The following is a 16,901-nucleotide window of genomic DNA, read 5'->3' as shown; positions in this document are numbered from 1 at the left end:
TACTGAGAATTAAAGAATAAGAATTATTTAAAACAACATAGCTATGGATGAGAAAATTAAAATTTTATTGGCAGAGGATGATACCAACTTGGGTATGCTTCTTAAAGAATATTTGAGAGCTAAAGGTTTTGAGACCGTTTTATGTGAGGATGGAGAGATTGCATATGAAAGGTTTTTGAACGAACCGTTTGACATTTGCATTTTCGACGTGATGATGCCTAAAAAAGATGGTTTTACGCTTGCGAAAGAAATCAGACAGATCAATAGCGAAATTCCAATTATTTTCTTGACAGCTAAGTCGATGAAAGAAGATGTGTTGGAAGGATTCAAGTTGGGAGCCGATGATTACATGAGTAAACCTTTCAGTATGGAAGAGTTATTGCTGCGTATCGAGGCTGTCCTGAGAAGATCAACCGGGTTGAAGCCGGAAGATGAACAAGAAATCTTCAAGATTGGTAAGTTAACATTCAATTCTAAGAAACAGACTTTGTTTGACGGGGAAGAAGAACAAAAATTGACCACGAAAGAGTCTGAGTTACTTCGTTTGTTGTGCTTGAATGTGAACAAGGTATTGGAGAGAAACTACGCTTTGAAGAATATCTGGGCTGATGACAATTACTTTAATGCCAGAAGCATGGATGTTTATATCACGAAATTGCGTAAACACTTGAAGAAAGATCCGTCGGTGGAAATTATCAATGTTCACGGAAAGGGTTATAAATTGATTCTTTGATGATAAAAAGGGGGTTCGGAAGAGTCCCTTTTTTGTTAGAAGTTGGCAGGTTACAAGTTGCAAGTTAAAAAGTTTCTATGTAAACTTGCAAATTATAACAAGTCAACTTTTATTTTGTAGTTAAGGTAATAATTTTAAAGAGATGAAAATAGCGATAGCATGTGACCATGCCGGTTACGAGTATAAGGAACGGTTGGTAAAATATCTTCGAGAAAAAGGTCATGAAGTAAAGGATTTTGGTGCTTATTCTGCCGAGAGTATGGATTATCCGGATACGGCTCATCCGATGGCTGTGGCCGTTGAGTCCGGCGAGTATGAAAGGGGAATTGCTATTTGCGGAAGTGGCAACGGAATTTCTATGACAGCCAATAAACATCAAGGCATCCGTTGTGCTTTGTGTTGGAATATGGAACTTGCCGCTTTGGCCCGTCAGCATAATGATGCAAACGTGGTGGGATTGCCTGCTCGTTTCATTGCTTACGAAGAGGCCCAAAATGTGGTAGACGTTTTCTTGTCAACCGATTTTGAAGGTGGTCGTCACCAGAGAAGGGTAGAAAAGATTCCGGTAAAATAATTTGTGATTTCAGTTTTAAAAACATATCCAATTTAAAAACATATCCAAACACCCTCCCCCTTTCGGGCATTGATTCCGGAAAGGGGGAGGGTGTTTGTTCATACGGAAAGTTGGTGGGGGTAGTCATTCTTTCCTAAAGGGATTTTTCCATTGCTTTCGCGAATAGGCTCGTGAAAGATCATTTTAAGCGTATGTAAATCTATTTCGGATTTGATTTAAATGATGGGATGCAATACGTTAATAAAAAGTTAAAGTCTTCATATCAACTCGGGTTAAAAGAATTTATAATTAATTTAGCAAATTGTAACATTGGCGCATTAGATGATGGGAAAATTTGGTGGTATAATATTGATCTTGATATTATTGATGTGGTGTTGTAATACCCGGAAAACAGTTGTGGAATTTAATCTTATCGGGTCTTCGGGGGTGCAGCCAGAGTTGGTAGTTAACGGGGAAGAACGGGAAATTGGAGTGGATGATTCGGGGTATGCCAAATTGATGCTGACAGAAGGCGAACATGGGTATGCAACGTTAAAGTATGGAAAGGATCGTCTCCCATTGTTTATCGAAGACGGAACAACATTACGTATATATATTTACGGGGATCATGCTAAAGGGAATATTCGTTTTGAAGGAGACGGCGCTCCCAAGAATTGTTATTTGAACAGCCAGATCATGAAGAATCTGTCCTTCGATTACGAGCTGGATGGTCCGGAGTTTTTAGGGCAGTTGAAAGACTTGATTCAAGAGCAGTTTCATTATTTGGATACCATGGGATTTGATACCGCTTTTACTGAAATGGAACGAAATAGAATTAAGTTTTCTACTTATAAAGCATTGGAAAATTATCCCTTGTATCACGCTTGGAGTACGGGAAATATGGATTATCAACCGGATACCGTTTATCTTTCTTGTATCAGGAAATTGATTAAGGAAGATGAGAAGTTATTAGTGCTCAAGGAGTATCAAGAAGGGATGGCGTCCTTGGTTTCGTTGATCAGTACTTACCATATGAAGGAGCTGGATGCCTACAAGCAGGTGATGGCGCAGTTTGATTACGTGATTCACCATTTGACAAATGAAACGTTGGTAGAGTTTTTGATCGATCATTACGCTTGTGTCTATTTGCTTGGTGTAGGAATTGACGAGCATATTGATGATGTATTGCGTGTGTATGATTTTTACGTGAAGGATCCGGTATTACGGAAGCGGTTTCAAGAGATTTATGACCGTTGTGCAAAGATTGTTCCCGGTAGTCCCGCCTTTGATTTTATGTTTACGGATATAGCCGGACAAGCTGTCAAATTGGAAGATTTTAGAGGAAAATATTTGTTTATCAACGTGTGGACAACTTGGGGTGTGCCTTGTCGTAATGAAAATGTGGCTTGGGAGAAACTGGAAAAAGAGTTTGAAGATGATAATATCGTGTTCGTGGCTGTTTCTTGTGATAATGACCGGGCAGTTTGGGAAAAGCGGGTGCGGGAGAATCCCAAGGGAGAGGTGCAGTTATATATGGGGAATGATCATTCTTTCATGGATTTTTACATGATCCGCGGAATCCCTCGTTTCATTTTGATCGCTCCGGATGGACGTATTATTAACTCGGATATGTCGCGACCTTCTGATCCCGAAACGACTAAAACATTGCGAACTTATCTGAAGTAGTTTTTTATTTAAACCACTGGGTTACATCCTCGTTTTTAAGGATATGAATGATTATTTTGCCGTCAGCCGTGTAATTGGGGTGTTGGCAAGCGAACAGGTTGTCAAATAGGTCGTTCATTTCTTGCTTGTCCAGTGAGGTATTGTAATCCAGTGATGCCGCCTTCGCGAGAGAGAGGGCTATGCGCTCCCTCATTTTATCCCGGATTGAACCTTCCGTGTTCTTGTAGTGTTCAATCAGGCTGATAAGTACTTCTTTCCCGCGAGAAGTGGATAGATCGGGTGGCGTGGCGTAGATGGCGTAACAATTCTTTCCGAATTCCCCGAGTTCAAAACCTAGCATGGCAAGATCATCCATGATCTCTTTCACGAGCAAGAAATCTTCAGCCGAGAGTTCCAGTGTTTCGGGAAACAAGCTTTTTTGTCCGCAGATTTGTTGGTGTGACAAGGTTTCTAGATAACGCTCGTATAGCACTCGTTCATGTGCTCGTTTCTGATCGATAAACATTAAACCGGAATGAACTGGTGTGACGATAAATCTGCCTTTCATTTGTACGAAAGAGATAATTCCTTCGTGATCTTCTTGTTTTGCTGCCATTTCAGGAATTTCTGTTTGTACTTCTTCTGTTTTATCTTCCAATCCGGCAAAGAGAACATCCCAGTTTGCGGGAACTTGTTCCTTGTGTCGGGGTTCGAAGTTTGGGCGGAAACTGTTACTGCCTGACTGTTCGAAGTCTGAATCCTCTTTCGAGATCGAGGAGGAATAGTTAAACGGGTTGTAATGGGGGTTATAACTAACCTTGGGGACCTTTGGGAGAATCGGCGAGTCTGGAACTGTAAAATCGACTTTATCTTCCGTGTCAAAGTCTATTGTCGGGGTTACGTTGAATTTTCCCAACGCTTCTTTCACGCTCGCCAGTATAATTTGAAATATGGCGCTCTCGTCTTGAAATTTGATCTCCGTTTTTGTCGGATGGATATTCACATCGATGATGGAAGGGTCTACCGTGAAATAGAGAAAATACGAGGGAATCATGTCCCCGCTAATCAGTCCGGCATAGGCTTCCGTGATTGCTTTGTGGAAAAAGTTGTGTTTCATGAACCGGTGGTTTACGAAAAAATACTGTTCCCCGTAAGTTTTTCGGGCGTGTTGGGGAATGCATACAAAGCCGTTGATGGTGACGATTCCCGTTTCACAATTCACCGGGAGTAATTTGGTATTGATCGTTTTCCCGAAAGCATTTACGATTCGCTGGCGTAATCCGGATGCCGGTAGGTTATATATTTCATTTCCGTTGTTGACAAGCGTGAATGCGATGTCCGGGGTGGTGAGGGCTACCCGTAAGAATTCCGTGGTAATGTTACGGAGTTCCGTGGTATCCGATTTTAGGAATTTTCGCCGGGCGGGGATCGTGTAGAACAAGTTTTTAACCAGCATGTTCGTTCCCCGGGAACAATTAATGTTCTCTTGTTTTTTTAGTTCTGAGTCCGCCACGAAAAGATAGGTGCCCAGTTCGTCCTCTTCCCGTTTGGTACGTAATTCCACCTCTGCCACGGAAGCAATCGAAGCAAGGGCCTCTCCGCGGAATCCCATCGTGCGGATGTTGAACAAATCCTGTGCGTTGGATATTTTGGATGTGGCATGACGTTCAAAAGCCATACGGGAATCTCTTGGGGACATACCTTTTCCATCGTCAATGACTTGGATAAATCCTTTGCCCGCATTTTTCAAGATAACCTGTACTTTTGTTGCCCCGGCATCAATGGCATTTTCCATCAATTCCTTCACCACGGATGCCGGACGTTGTACGACCTCTCCTGCCGCAATCTGGTTCGCTACCGAGTCGGGTAATAATTGAATCACGTCTGCCATGCCGAAATCCTTAGAATAATTTCATGATAAGATCAATCTTGTATGTCGCCAGGTAGAAAATCCCGATCAGTATGATAATAAGAATCATAAAAAGCCGGGTTGAGTAACCGAGGCGCAGACCGGCACGATCGCCTTTACGTTTGGCATATTCTTTTTGTAAGCTGGCTCTAACATCGGGAATGTATTCGTTCCCGTCTTCCGCGAGGCCTAATTCCGCGCGGATGCGTTTTTCCCGTTCTTTTCGAGCCTCGGCTTCCGGATCCCAGTAGCGGGGTTTCAAGTTGAAACGGCGATATTCAGGTTGTTTAAATAGTCCCATGATTTCTATTCCTTAACGCATTAATCTTTAATTGTTCGTTTTCGTTTGTTTCGATGTCTTGCCAAAACTACGGGCAATCCATTTCGGTACGATAAATGCCCCGATAAACAGGTAAGGGTAATAGCTGATGAGTCTCCATAAAATAGCCATCGCTATGGCAACCCCGGCGCTCGGAAGAAATTCCCCTAGATACTTGGAGAATACGAATTCCGCAAAACCGCTACCACCTGGTGTCGGGCTTACCAGCATCATGATCCACATGACGAGTTGTCGTGCAAAGATAAGAAAATGTTGCGCCCAATCATAACGTCCGAACCAAAAAGCCACGAGAATGGCATTCACCACCCAGTAACGTGCTGTCCACGAGAAGAAGGTGGCCCCGAATGTTTTTAGCCAAAAGGAGAACGGCATACTTTTTAATTCATGAGAATTCCGGATAATATCGGTCCCTGCTTCATTGGCATCATGACGCCATTTCCGGAGAATGCGCCATTTGAATAGTTTCATGATCAGCCATTTTAATCCTCGCGGATTCATGAATAGTCCGTAACTTAGCACAAGCAGGTAGGCGAGCTTCACGCAGTATCCAATGACAGCCACGAGAATCAACCCGTTGGCCACGGCTTTCGTGGTGTCCGGCATTTCCCATAAAGCCTGGTGGTTGACGAACAGTAGTATGAGTGGAAACATGATGATGAAATATAATTCATCAAGAAAAGAGGTTGCCATGACCATAGCAGAACTTTTCCCGACCCCAATTCCTTCTTTATGCACGAAAAGAATAGCTAGGCTGGTACCTCCGATAGCGGAAGGGGTCACTGCCGAGGTGAATTCCCAAAGGAATATAATTCGGAGAGACTGAAACCAGTTTAGTTTTCCTCCCGATAGAATCTTGATTCGAATCACATATCCGAAATCCCGAATAGCCATGCATAGAACAGCAACAAATAACCAAAACACGGTACTCCAAGTAAAGGTGATCAGATCAAATGCTTTGGGGTCAAATTCTTTATATAACATGTAAGAGACCACGGCCAACCCGATAATGATAGGATATATGATTTTGTATGGGCTGATCTTCTTTGTCAGTTCCTGGTTCTCTTCTTGTCGCTCCTGTTCCATAAAATCCGTTTTTTATTTGTGGCTAATTTACAAAAAAAAGGGCAACGTGTTTAATACGCTCTCCTTTTTTTCGGGAAAGAGTCGTTAATTAGGTTACGATGATTCTTTCACGATGGGAGAGATTCTCGTGGAAGCAAAGGGACCACCTACTTTTTCACGTGGGACGATAAAAATGACGATTATCGAACTTTTTCAGAGAATGAAGTGTTTCGTTTATTTCGTAAAATATCAACGACTTACAAGTACGAAAGCAAAAAAAATACTCCACTTTTCAGTGAAGTATCCGCTTTAGTGGAGAATATCGGAATCGAACCGACGACCTTTTGAATGCCATTCAAACGCTCTAGCCAACTGAGCTAATTCCCCATTTCCGGTTGCAAATATAGATAAATATTTGAAAATAAGAAATGGTTGTGGGGTGAAATTATAAATCTAAAAGCGAATATCGCTTTGCACCGGGTAATGATCGGAATATTTGACGGTATCGCGGGTATAGGATACGGTGCTGAGTGTTGGTGCGTGCAGAATATGGTCGATGCGGAATGAAGGAAATTCCCCGATATACGTGTTGCCGAGACCTCGTCCTTTTTCGATGAAACTATCTTTCATCCCCTCGGACAACGTGTGGTAGGCAAAGGAAATAGGGGTATCGTTAAAGTCTCCGCAAATAATAACCGGGTAAGGGGATTGTTGTGTGTGGTCTTTTATTATTTGTGTTTGTTTTGCCCGGTTACGGTTGGCTGTAACCAGACGAGAGGATATGGTCTTGACACCTTGAGTGGCATTTTGTGTATTACCACTGGTGAGCTCCTTGTATATCTGTTGTTCATTTTTACCTAACCGGTAAGATTCAAGATGCACGGAATATACCCGAATCGTGTCTTTACCGATGGCAATATCTCCATAAATGCAGGCAGCCGAGTGTCCCTTGGCAAAATTGATTTCGCCCTTATTAATGATAGGATAGCGGGAGATGAGTGCTACATCCCGATGACGATAATGGTACGGATAGGATGGAAATTTTTGAAAAGAAGCTTCTCGTTGGGGAAATTCTTGTATACAAACAATATCATTACCACTATTATTAATATAATCCACAATTTTTGAGCTAGCATCCTTCCCGGGAGCCCTTAGCATCTGGATATTGTAAGTCATGATGGAAAGATCGTGGGGAGCATTGGGAGTGGTTTTGGAATTCAACCCATAGTAAGTACTAATTAACGGGTACCCGGCAGCAATGATCAAGATAGACAGGATGGCTATCTTTTTCAAACGAGCTATCCAATAGAGTAATAGAATAATATTTACAATCAATAGATAATGGTAAGTATACCCTAGCAGGGACGATAAATAAAACACATTAGGATTGACATAGGGGGCCGTGTAACTCCCAAGTAATCCGATCATGGCAATGATCGTGACAATTCTCATAATAATATCAAACAATCGACCCAATTGATTTTAGATTTATGATTTTTCAATTGTTTTTTGATTTGAACAATATCTCCTTTTCCTCTCTCGTCAGACTTTCATAGCCGTATTTGGAGATTTTGTCTAAAATGCTGTTGATACGGTCACCTTTTCGTTTTTTATATTCATTGTATTCCATGTCATTCATCTCGGAAACTTTCTTTTTGTATTTGACTCTCATCGTCTTCTTCCGGAACAGGAGGCTGTTACCTAACTTGGTGAAGAGCAATGACAATCCTTTGGTCAAGTCGAGATTGCGGCGGAGAGACAAGGTGAAAAGATAGCCAAACAAGGCTCCCCCCAGGTGGGCAATATGCCCTCCCGCGTTACCGCTGGGGATACTTAGAAGGTCTATCACTGCCGTGAAGAGTGCCAAGTGAATAAGTTTCACAGAGCCGATCAGAAACACGTATATCTTGTAGTTCGGGTGATAAGTACACACGGCGAACACGATCGCCATGACGGATGCCGAGGCCCCGATGGCCCACGACTGGTAACGTTCAATCTCGAAAGCGGGAAACAAGGCGTAGGCTGCCATGTAAATGATTGCCCCGGTAATTCCCCCAAGGAGATACACTCCCGTAAGTTTCTGGCTGGAAAACGTGTTTTGGAAGATAGAACCGAACCAATACAACCAAAGCATGTTAAACAGCAAGTGTAGAAAACCGAACTGGGTGAACATATAGGTAATGATTGTCCACGGCGTGTAAAGCAGACGTTCCGGCAGCGCGGGAACACCCACGTAAGGCAACAGGAATTGTTCGAATCCCCGTTGTCCGGCCAGCACGAAGAATACCTCCAATATCTTGATGATGATAAATACACCGATGTTGATATAGATCAGGCGGGTAAGTGCCGTTCCTTGTTTGAACGAGTTCTTTATCCCATTCCAGATTCCACCTGAAAAATTCGATCCATATGCCCTGTTGTACATAACCTGTCTTTTCTAGTAAAACTTCTTGCTGTGTTTTCGCCAGTAAAGGATTAGGAAGAAACCGAAAAGCATACCACCCAAGTGTGCGAAGTGAGCCACGTTGTCACCTACCGAATTCTGTAAACCGAAGAACAATTCGGCAGCACCGTACAAGAGCACGAAATACTTCGCTTTAATAGGGATCGGGATGAACATCAAGTACAACTCCGTGTTCGGGAACAACATACCGAATGCTAGCAATATGCCGAAGACAGCACCGGATGCTCCGAACGCCGGGGCATTGGTGTAGACTTGAATTATACCTTGCATATAATATTCTGCCTGTCCGGCAAATTGGGCACTGGCAGGAGCGGCATTCCAGGCATCAACGAATTGCATGAGTTCCGAGAGCAATTTAGGATTACTTACATGAGAACGCACGAATTCCGCGAAGACTCCTGCATCGGGAGTACTTTGGAATGCGTAGAATTGTTCCTGCATATTGTGCAGACCGTACAAGCTTACCAGCGAGTGGAGTGCGGCAGCGCCTAATCCGGTAACAAAATAGTAAATAATAAAACGTTTGGTACCCCATACCGATTCCAATATCCGCCCGAACATGAACACCGCAAACATATTGAAGAAAAGGTGAGTAAGACCTTCCTGCGTGAACATGTGCGTGATATACTGGTAGATATGGAAATACTGGGATTGCGGCAAGTGCATTCCAAGTATATAAACCAAATCGACATCCGACCGTTTACCGATCATGTTAATGGCCAGAAAAACGAGCACGTTGATAATGATGATGATTTTTACCGCCGGAGTGATCCCGGCGAAGGGCCTATAATTGTTCATTGTTCAGCAGGTTTATTATTTTCCTTGTTTTCCGGTTTATTGTTTTTGTCTTGTTTACGCAACACTTTCGATCCCTCCGGACGATTAGCCGGTTTCTCGTTGGAACGATTGCCCTGTTGATTGTTATTCCGGTTTTCGGGCCTGCGCTTAGGTCTGTTGCCTTGCCTGTTTTCGTTTCTGTTTTCAGGTTTGTTTCCCGTATTGTTCCCCGGATTCTCCTTGGGTTTGTTCTCGTTATTCGTGTTACTGTTTTCCTTCTGGTTATTTTTTCGATTATTACGATTTCTCGAATGATTTCGTTTGCTTTGATTTTGTTTTTTCTCGTCAAAACGATTCAAACTTTCTTCTCCCACCCCGTCCGTGTAGCCGATACTCACTTGTTCCTCTTTTTCCGCTTCGATGGCTTTTGCCGGAATTTGTCCCCGTTTATTCATGGCAATGATCTCCTTCACGCGGGCAACGGACAATTTGATCAGCGTACCGCGTCCTTCTTTGTCGAAAGAGTAGGACATATTGCGACCAAAAATATCTGTTTTTTGGTGATAAAGCATCCCTTCACCCGTGTTCAGCCAGATGTTGGTGGACGGGAAATCTTTTTGCTCGTCAATATAAGCGTCTACCTCGTAGTTCAGACAACATTTCAACTTGCCGCATTGGCCTGCCAGCTTTTGCGGGTTCAAGGAGATGTCCTGATAACGGGCGGCTGAAGTGGAAACGGAAATAAAATTCGTGATGAACGTGGAACAGCATAATTTACGTCCGCACGACCCGATTCCCCCGATACGTCCCGCCTCCTGACGGGCTCCGATCTGCTTCATCTCGATCCGGATGTGGAAAGTTTCTGCCAGAATCTTGATCAACTTCCGGAAATCCACGCGGTCATTGGCAATGTAGTAAAAGATGGCTTTTGTCTTGTCCCCTTGGTACTCCACGTCCCCGATCTTCATGTCGAGTCCTAAATCGGCGGCGATGACACGTGACCGGATCATCGTGTCGTGTTCCAAGGCGATAGCCTGTTGCCATTTTTCGATGTCGTGAGGTTTTGCCTTGCGGTATATTTTCCTCAAGGGATTACGTTCCAGATCAATTTTTTTCAGCCTCATCTGTTCCCGCACGAGTTCACCCGTGAGAGATACGATCCCGATGTCATGCCCCAAGGCGGCTTCCACGGCCACGATGTCCCCGATGTTCAGCTTCAGGTTGCTGTTGTTTAAATAAAAACCCTTCCTTGTATTCTTAAACCGGACTTCCACGATGTCAGAAGGAGCGCATCCTTCCGGGGTATCTTCCATCCAGTTATAGACCGTGAGTTTCCCTGCCAGCAGGCGGTGGTCAATCACGGGGACAACCTGTGGTTGTTGCTTTATATTTTTATTTTCGGAGTTATTTTGTACTTCTTCTTCGTTAATCTCGCTCATACTGTATTCATTGAAAATTGAAAATTGAAAATTGAAAATAGTGTGATGTTTATTTTCGGGTTTCAATTGTTCAATTTTAGTTTATATCTTTTCATTCTTTATGTTTCTCACGGTCTGATGTTTTGCATCACCTTGATACAAAGATCCGTGAAAATTATTTTCCCGTTCCCGTTCCGGATGATGTCGCTGTATGCGCGTTCGAATTCATCGAAAAGGGGAATGATGTTGCCTTCATGAACGTAGGGAGAGAATCTCGTGGAGAAAGTTTTCTCCCGTTCCGTCATGTATACTATTTTTTCAATACCAAAGTTTTTGACAAAGTTTTCCCGTAACATACGGATGCAGTGCATCAGGAAACTTTTTTGCTTTTCTCTTCCGAGAGAAGCGAGTTCGTTGACAAATTCGTTGACGGGAAGCATTTTCCGTTCCCAGCAGAGACGCATCATCTGCACGAATTTCTCTTGGTTGTATATAGATTCGTCGGTCTCGTTCAGCATACGGAGGGCTCTCAACCAGCTACCGGATGCCACGTGAGCGACTTGGTCAGCCGACTCCCGAACCAAGTGTTTTTGAAGAACCAGTTGTTCCGCTATGTCTTCTTGGGTCAGAGGGGGTACATTAATCCGCTGGGTACGCGAGAGAATCGTGGTGATAATCTCCTCGGCGTGTTCGGTGACTAACAGAAATAGCGTGTTTGGATAGGGTTCTTCCAATATCTTTAAAAGCTTGTTGGAACATTCCGTTTTCATCTTTTCGGGTAGCCAGATGATCATAACCTTGTAGTCCGATTCGAAGGATTTCAAGTTGAGTTTTCGGAGAATATTCCCGCTTTCTTCCGTGTATATCAAGGCTTGGGCATTTTCGTCGCCCATCGCTCCCAACCACTCTTCCATGTCGATGTATGGACTTTTGAGCAGAAGATTGCGCCATTCGTTGATATACTCGTCACTGATCGGTGTTTTTATTTTGGCAGATTTTACCACGGGAAAGACAAAATGTAAATCCGGGTGGATCAATTTCTGCATCTTCTTGCACTCCGGACATACCCCACAAGCATCTTCATGTTTGTCGCCCGTGCAGAAAAGGTATTGCGTGAAAGCTAACGCCAGGGCCAGCGACCCCGCTCCCGTATCGCCGGAAAAGAGTTGTGCATGACTGATTCTTCCCGTTTGCAGGGAAGTAATCAGTCGTTGCTTTATCTCTTCATGTCCTATGACGTCTTTAAAAAACACCGCTTATCAATTTTAGATTTAATGATTTTAGATTTTAGATTGGGGAATCAGTAATTTTCGATTTAGTGATTCTATTCATTCTAAATTCTAAACTCTAAATTTTAAATTTCTAATTTAATTCCCAGTTCCTTGAACTGCTCCGGAGAGATTTCAGCGGGGGAATCAATCATCACGTCACGCCCGGAATTGTTCTTCGGGAAAGCAATCACGTCGCGGATGGAATCCAACCCGGCAAACATCGAGGCTAACCGGTCGAAACCGAACGCGATACCACCGTGAGGAGGCGCCCCGAACTTGAATGCTCCCATGAGGAACCCGAACTGAGCCTGTGCGGCCTCGTGAGTGAAACCCAGGCAATCGAACATCTTGGATTGTAATGCCGAATCGTGAATACGGATAGAACCGCCACCAACCTCCACGCCATTGATGACCATGTCGTAAGCATTGGCTCGAACCTTACCCGGATCGGTATCCATTAATGGAATATCCTCCGGCTTCGGGGAGGTAAACGGGTGGTGCATGGCATAGAAACGCTGGGTTTCCTCGTCCCATTCCAACAAGGGGAAATCTACCACCCACAAGGGTTTGAATACATCCTTATCCCGTAATCCCAGCCGGTCCCCCATTTCCAAGCGTAATTCGCACAATTGGGGAAGAGTCTTGAATTTCGGACCGACTAGAATCAGGAGCAAATCCCCCGGTTCTGCCTCACAGGCTTCTGCCCATACTTTCAAATCGGCTTCCGTGTAAAATTTATCAACAGAAGATTTGAAAGTCCCGTCCTCGTTGTATTTCACGTAAACCAAACCTTTGGCCCCGATTTGCGAGCGTTTCACGAAGTCCGTCAATTCATCCAGTTGTTTACGGGTATATCCGGCACATTTAGGTGCGCGGATGGCCCCGATATATTCTGCATCGTTAAACACGGCAAAATCCTTCCCTTTGGCAACAGCGGTCAAATCCACGATCTTCATCCCGAAACGAAGATCCGGTTTGTCGCAGCCGTATTGTTCCATGGCATCCATCCAGGTCATTCTCTCCAATTTGGGAATGTCAACACCGCGAACTTCTTTGAACAAGTGACGGATCAAACCTTCGAAAATCTCCAACACGTCTTCTTGCTCCACGAATGACATCTCGCAGTCGATCTGCGTGAACTCGGGTTGACGGTCAGCCCGTAAATCCTCGTCCCGGAAACATTTCACGATCTGGAAATAACGGTCGAAGCCGGAAACCATCAACAGTTGCTTGAACGTCTGCGGACTTTGCGGCAGGGCATAAAATTGACCTTGGTTCATACGGGAAGGTACCACGAAATCACGGGCACCCTCGGGCGTACTCTTGATCAATACCGGGGTTTCCACCTCGATAAAGTTCAAGTTACTCAAATAATTCCGGGTCAATTGTGCCATGCGGTGGCGTAATTCCAAGTTCTTGCGAACACAAGAGCGACGTAAATCCAGGTAACGGTATTTCATCCGGATTTCATCTCCCCCGTCGGTTTGATCCTCGATCGTGAAAGGCGGAACTTCCGATTCGCTCAGAATATTCAATTCTTTCACGATAATCTCGATATCGCCTGTCGGTATTTTATTGTTTTTGCTGGCTCTTTCAATCACCGTACCCTTTACCTGGATCACGAATTCACGTCCGAGCCTTGCCACGTTAGCTTTAATCTCTTCGGGAGCCGACTCCTCGACCACCAATTGGGTAATCCCGTAACGGTCACGAAGATCCACGAAGGTCATGGCTCCAAGTTTCCGTACTTTCTGTACCCATCCGCTAAGACAAACGCTTTCATTCACGTTCTCCATTCTTAGCTGCCCACAAGTATGTGTTCTATACATAAATTCTCAATTTTAATTCTGGCATAAACATTGTGCGAAAATAGTAAGAATTTGTCAGTTTAAGGCATAAATAATTGAAAATTGAAGTATGGATACTGAAAATGAAGTGATCAGTGAAAGATCGACAGAAGCTGAGAAGGAAATGTTGTCGGATTTTTTCAATATTATTATCCCGATTTTGTGTTGAAACGTGGACAAATGCTTATCTTTGAAATTTGAATAAAGTGATTAATAATTTAACGGTGAATTACATTGATGTGATTATATTGCTGCCGTTGCTATACGGGGCGTATAAAGGCTTTAGCCAGGGGTTGATTATTGAAATGTCAACGTTATTTGCGTTGGTGCTGGGAGTTTTTATCTCGTTGAGATATGCCGTGAACGTGGAGAATTTTTTGAAAGATTTCGTGGTCTTGCCGGAATCTTATGCCTATTACATCGCTTTTGCCGTGACCTTCCTGCTGGTTATTATCTTGATGCACCTGCTTGGGAAATTGTTGACCAAGTTGATAGATATGGTTTCATTGGGATTGTTTAACAAGTTGTTCGGGATCGTGATGGGGGTGTTGAAAGCGGCCATCGTGGTGAGCGTGGTACTTTTCATCGTGAACGCGCTGGACGTGCGTTATGATTTTATTTCGGCAAAAACGAAAAGTGATAGCTTGTTGTACAAACCTTTTGTTAACTTTGCAAATGGTGTTTACGAAAACACGATAAAATAAGATAAAAGATAAGAGTTGAAAAACGCATAACTTGTTAACCTATAACTCGCCAAAGGCGAATTAAAAATTAAGAATCGATGAATTTTGTTGAAGAACTAAGATGGAGAGGGATGATCCATAACATCATGCCGGGAACCGAAGAACAATTGGCAAAAGAGCAAACGACGGCTTATGTCGGAATTGACCCGACGGCTGATTCCTTGCATATCGGTCACCTCGTGTCGGTTATGATGATGAAACATTTGCAGATGGCCGGGCACAAACCGATTTTCGTGATAGGTGGAGCGACGGGCATGATTGGAGATCCCAGCGGTAAATCCTTAGAACGGAATTTGTTGGACGAGGATACCATTCAGAAAAATATGGCGGGAATTAAAGCCCAGTTGTCCAAGTTTATTGATTTCAATTCCAGCGAGTCGAACGCGGCAATCATGGTGAATAATTATGACTGGATGAAAAACTTCTCTTTCCTCGATTTTATTCGGGAAGTGGGAAAACACATCACCGTGAATTACATGATGTCAAAAGATTCCGTGAAAAAACGCTTGAGTGCCGATTCAACGAACGGCATGTCGTTCACGGAATTCACTTATCAGTTGGTGCAAGGGTATGACTTCTTGTACTTGCGTCGTAATTATAACTGCTTGTTGCAAATGGGTGGTTCCGACCAATGGGGGAATATCACCACGGGAGGAGAGTTGATTCGCCGGAAAGATGGCGGAGAAGCTTATGGTTTGACTTGGCCATTAATGACCAAGAGTGACGGGAAGAAATTCGGGAAAACAGAGTCCGGTAACGTGTGGTTAGACCCGCGGCGCACGTCTCCATACAAATTCTACCAGTTCTGGCTGAACAGCACGGACGAGGATGCTGCCCGGTATATCAAGATTTTCACGATATTGCCACCGGCCGAGATTGATGCCTTGATTGCCGAGCATCAAGAGGCCCCGCATTTAAGAAAACTGCAGAAAGTGCTGGCAAAAGAAGTGACTTGCTTGATTCACGGGGAAGAAGCTTATAATTCGGCTTTGGAAGCCTCGCAAATCCTTTTCGGTAACGCGACATCCGACGTGTTGAAACGTTTGGATGAAGACACGCTATTGTCCGTTTTCGAGGGGGTTCCTCAATTTGAGGTGGCACGAACGGATTTAGAGGCTGGGATTCCTATCGTGGACTTGATGGCAGAGAAAACTTCCATGATGTCTTCAAAAGGCGAGGCTCGGCGAGCTTTGAAAGGAAACGCGATCAGTATAAATAAGGAAAAAGTGCAGGATCAAGAATTAGTCGTTACTCCCGAATATTTGATTGACGGCAAATTTATCCTTCTACAGAGTGGAAAAAAGAATTATTTCTTGATTACGGTAAAGTAAGCGAGTTGATGGGATAAACGAACAAAGGCTGCAACGCAGCCTTTGTTCGTTTATTGTAATTGGAAATTAATAGGAACCGTGAAAGACACTCTCACCGGTTTCTTTCGTTGCTTTCCGGGAATCCATTTCGGCATGGATTGAATGACACGAATGGCCTCCTTGTCGAGGGAAGGATCCACGGATCTGGTGACATTCACGTTTGAAACGCTACCGTCTTTCTCGATGACAAATTGTACAAAAACTTTGCCTTGGATATTATTTTCCTGGGCAACCATCGGGTATTTGATGTGTTTGGTAATCCATTTCTGTACATTGCCTCCCGGGAATCTCGGCATCTCTTCAACAACCGCGAATACTTCGGATTCTCCGGAATATTCATCTCCATACCCGTATTCACCCTCGTACCCGCTACCCGTACCGCTAAAGTCGTAGACTCCGTGATTGGCAACGTTGGCTTCCGCGTCTATGATGTCCAGGTTGTCATCTAGATTTATCTCTTCATCTACGATCTCTATCAAGTCGGTTAACCGAGGTGCGGGAGGTGGTGGCGGAAGTGCTTGTTGCATCCGTTGCGTAACGGGTATGATTTCCTCGTCCAACTGTTCTTCCGTGTTTATTACTATGAAGCCTTCTTCCATCTTCACGTCGACTTTCCACTCGAAAGCAAGGAATATGCAGGCTAACGCTACGATTAGTCCGATCTCGAAGAAGATTCCTTTTTTGTTTTCGAGGTTTGCCTTTGATGATTTTTTCACTTCCATAATGTTTATTTATGATGGTTAAGCTTA

Annotated in this window: 15 protein-coding genes and 1 tRNA gene; 5 read left to right on the top strand and 11 right to left on the bottom strand. The window is 43.8% G+C overall.

The window, feature by feature from the left end; translation table 11 throughout:
* The first annotated feature begins 43 nt into the window (after positions 1–43).
* From rprY to D8S85_RS11005, 3 genes are all read left to right on the top strand, one after another.
* Positions 44–733 (top strand): response regulator transcription factor RprY, encoded by a 690-nt coding sequence (gene rprY, locus D8S85_RS11015; protein ID WP_106480757.1) that lies wholly within the window; start codon positions 44–46, stop codon positions 731–733.
* 142 nt (positions 734–875) lie between these two features.
* Positions 876–1,307 (top strand): ribose 5-phosphate isomerase B, encoded by a 432-nt coding sequence (gene rpiB, locus D8S85_RS11010; RefSeq protein ID WP_106480756.1) that lies wholly within the window; start codon positions 876–878, stop codon positions 1,305–1,307.
* Between the two features lie 321 nt (positions 1,308–1,628).
* Positions 1,629–2,972, top strand: a complete 1,344-nt coding sequence (locus D8S85_RS11005; RefSeq protein ID WP_106480755.1) for a TlpA family protein disulfide reductase — start codon at positions 1,629–1,631, stop codon at positions 2,970–2,972.
* A 4-nt stretch (positions 2,973–2,976) separates the two neighbouring features.
* Here the strand turns inward: D8S85_RS11005 and mutL are convergent, their stop codons facing one another.
* The 10 genes from mutL to aspS form a co-directional block, all read right to left on the bottom strand.
* On the bottom strand, positions 2,977–4,842 hold the full coding sequence (gene mutL / locus D8S85_RS11000) for a DNA mismatch repair endonuclease MutL (RefSeq protein WP_127075058.1): 1,866 nt from the start codon (positions 4,840–4,842) through the stop codon (positions 2,977–2,979).
* 10 nt (positions 4,843–4,852) lie between these two features.
* Complete coding sequence (locus tag D8S85_RS10995; RefSeq protein WP_106480753.1) at positions 4,853–5,161, bottom strand: hypothetical protein; 309 nt, start codon at positions 5,159–5,161, stop codon at positions 4,853–4,855.
* A 27-nt stretch (positions 5,162–5,188) separates the two neighbouring features.
* Entirely contained in the window at positions 5,189–6,283 is a 1,095-nt protein-coding gene (locus D8S85_RS10990) for a lysylphosphatidylglycerol synthase transmembrane domain-containing protein (RefSeq protein WP_106480752.1), read from the bottom strand.
* Positions 6,284–6,575: 292 nt separating this feature from the next.
* A tRNA-Ala gene (locus tag D8S85_RS10985) sits at positions 6,576–6,649 on the bottom strand.
* A 66-nt stretch (positions 6,650–6,715) separates the two neighbouring features.
* Complete coding sequence (locus tag D8S85_RS10980) at positions 6,716–7,738, bottom strand: endonuclease/exonuclease/phosphatase family protein (protein ID WP_228423193.1); 1,023 nt, start codon at positions 7,736–7,738, stop codon at positions 6,716–6,718.
* A gap of 22 nt (positions 7,739–7,760) precedes the next feature.
* The gene (locus D8S85_RS10975; protein WP_106480749.1) at positions 7,761–8,687 is read right to left on the bottom strand and encodes a rhomboid family protein; all 927 of its coding nucleotides are present in this window, start codon (positions 8,685–8,687) and stop codon (positions 7,761–7,763) included.
* A gap of 12 nt (positions 8,688–8,699) precedes the next feature.
* Positions 8,700–9,341, bottom strand: a complete 642-nt coding sequence (locus D8S85_RS10970) for a rhomboid family intramembrane serine protease (protein ID WP_394345045.1) — start codon at positions 9,339–9,341, stop codon at positions 8,700–8,702.
* Between the two features lie 179 nt (positions 9,342–9,520).
* A complete protein-coding gene (locus tag D8S85_RS10965) occupies positions 9,521–10,942 on the bottom strand; it encodes a PSP1 domain-containing protein (RefSeq protein ID WP_106480747.1) in 1,422 nt (473 codons plus the stop codon).
* A gap of 107 nt (positions 10,943–11,049) precedes the next feature.
* Positions 11,050–12,174, bottom strand: a complete 1,125-nt coding sequence (locus tag D8S85_RS10960; protein ID WP_106480746.1) for a DNA polymerase III subunit — start codon at positions 12,172–12,174, stop codon at positions 11,050–11,052.
* 101 nt (positions 12,175–12,275) lie between these two features.
* On the bottom strand, positions 12,276–14,021 hold the full coding sequence (gene aspS, locus D8S85_RS10955; protein ID WP_106480745.1) for an aspartate--tRNA ligase: 1,746 nt from the start codon (positions 14,019–14,021) through the stop codon (positions 12,276–12,278).
* Between the two features lie 224 nt (positions 14,022–14,245).
* Between aspS and D8S85_RS10950 the strand changes: the two genes are divergently transcribed.
* Together D8S85_RS10950 and tyrS are read left to right on the top strand one after the other, a co-directional pair.
* The gene (locus D8S85_RS10950; protein ID WP_106625078.1) at positions 14,246–14,743 is read left to right on the top strand and encodes a CvpA family protein; all 498 of its coding nucleotides are present in this window, start codon (positions 14,246–14,248) and stop codon (positions 14,741–14,743) included.
* Between the two features lie 77 nt (positions 14,744–14,820).
* Positions 14,821–16,113: a tyrosine--tRNA ligase gene (gene tyrS, locus D8S85_RS10945; RefSeq protein WP_106480744.1), complete on the top strand. Its 1,293-nt coding sequence runs from the start codon at positions 14,821–14,823 to the stop codon at positions 16,111–16,113.
* A 50-nt stretch (positions 16,114–16,163) separates the two neighbouring features.
* On the opposite strand, the gene D8S85_RS10940 is transcribed toward tyrS, so the two are convergent.
* Positions 16,164–16,874, bottom strand: coding sequence for an energy transducer TonB (locus D8S85_RS10940; RefSeq protein WP_106480743.1), 711 nt, complete (start codon positions 16,872–16,874; stop codon positions 16,164–16,166).
* Positions 16,875–16,901: the final 27 nt, after the last annotated feature.

Source organism: Butyricimonas faecalis (assembly GCF_003991565.1).
GTDB classification, from domain to species: Bacteria; Bacteroidota; Bacteroidia; order Bacteroidales; family Marinifilaceae; genus Butyricimonas; species Butyricimonas faecalis.
Note: the sequence above shows the minus strand (reverse complement) of the source record. Positions and strands in the feature narration are given on the sequence as shown.

Coding starts and splice junctions, on each gene's coding strand:
- rprY (WP_106480757.1), top strand. CDS start 44: ATGGATGAGAAAATTAAAATTTTATTGGCAGAGGATGATACCAACTTG.
- rpiB (WP_106480756.1), top strand. CDS start 876: ATGAAAATAGCGATAGCATGTGACCATGCCGGTTACGAGTATAAGGAA.
- D8S85_RS11005 (WP_106480755.1), top strand. CDS start 1,629: ATGATGGGAAAATTTGGTGGTATAATATTGATCTTGATATTATTGATG.
- mutL (WP_127075058.1), bottom strand. CDS start 4,842: ATGGCAGACGTGATTCAATTATTACCCGACTCGGTAGCGAACCAGATT.
- D8S85_RS10995 (WP_106480753.1), bottom strand. CDS start 5,161: ATGGGACTATTTAAACAACCTGAATATCGCCGTTTCAACTTGAAACCC.
- D8S85_RS10990 (WP_106480752.1), bottom strand. CDS start 6,283: ATGGAACAGGAGCGACAAGAAGAGAACCAGGAACTGACAAAGAAGATC.
- D8S85_RS10975 (WP_106480749.1), bottom strand. CDS start 8,687: ATGTACAACAGGGCATATGGATCGAATTTTTCAGGTGGAATCTGGAAT.
- D8S85_RS10970 (WP_394345045.1), bottom strand. CDS start 9,341: ATGTTCACGCAGGAAGGTCTTACTCACCTTTTCTTCAATATGTTTGCG.
- D8S85_RS10965 (WP_106480747.1), bottom strand. CDS start 10,942: ATGAGCGAGATTAACGAAGAAGAAGTACAAAATAACTCCGAAAATAAA.
- aspS (WP_106480745.1), bottom strand. CDS start 14,021: ATGTATAGAACACATACTTGTGGGCAGCTAAGAATGGAGAACGTGAAT.
- tyrS (WP_106480744.1), top strand. CDS start 14,821: ATGAATTTTGTTGAAGAACTAAGATGGAGAGGGATGATCCATAACATC.
- D8S85_RS10940 (WP_106480743.1), bottom strand. CDS start 16,874: ATGGAAGTGAAAAAATCATCAAAGGCAAACCTCGAAAACAAAAAAGGA.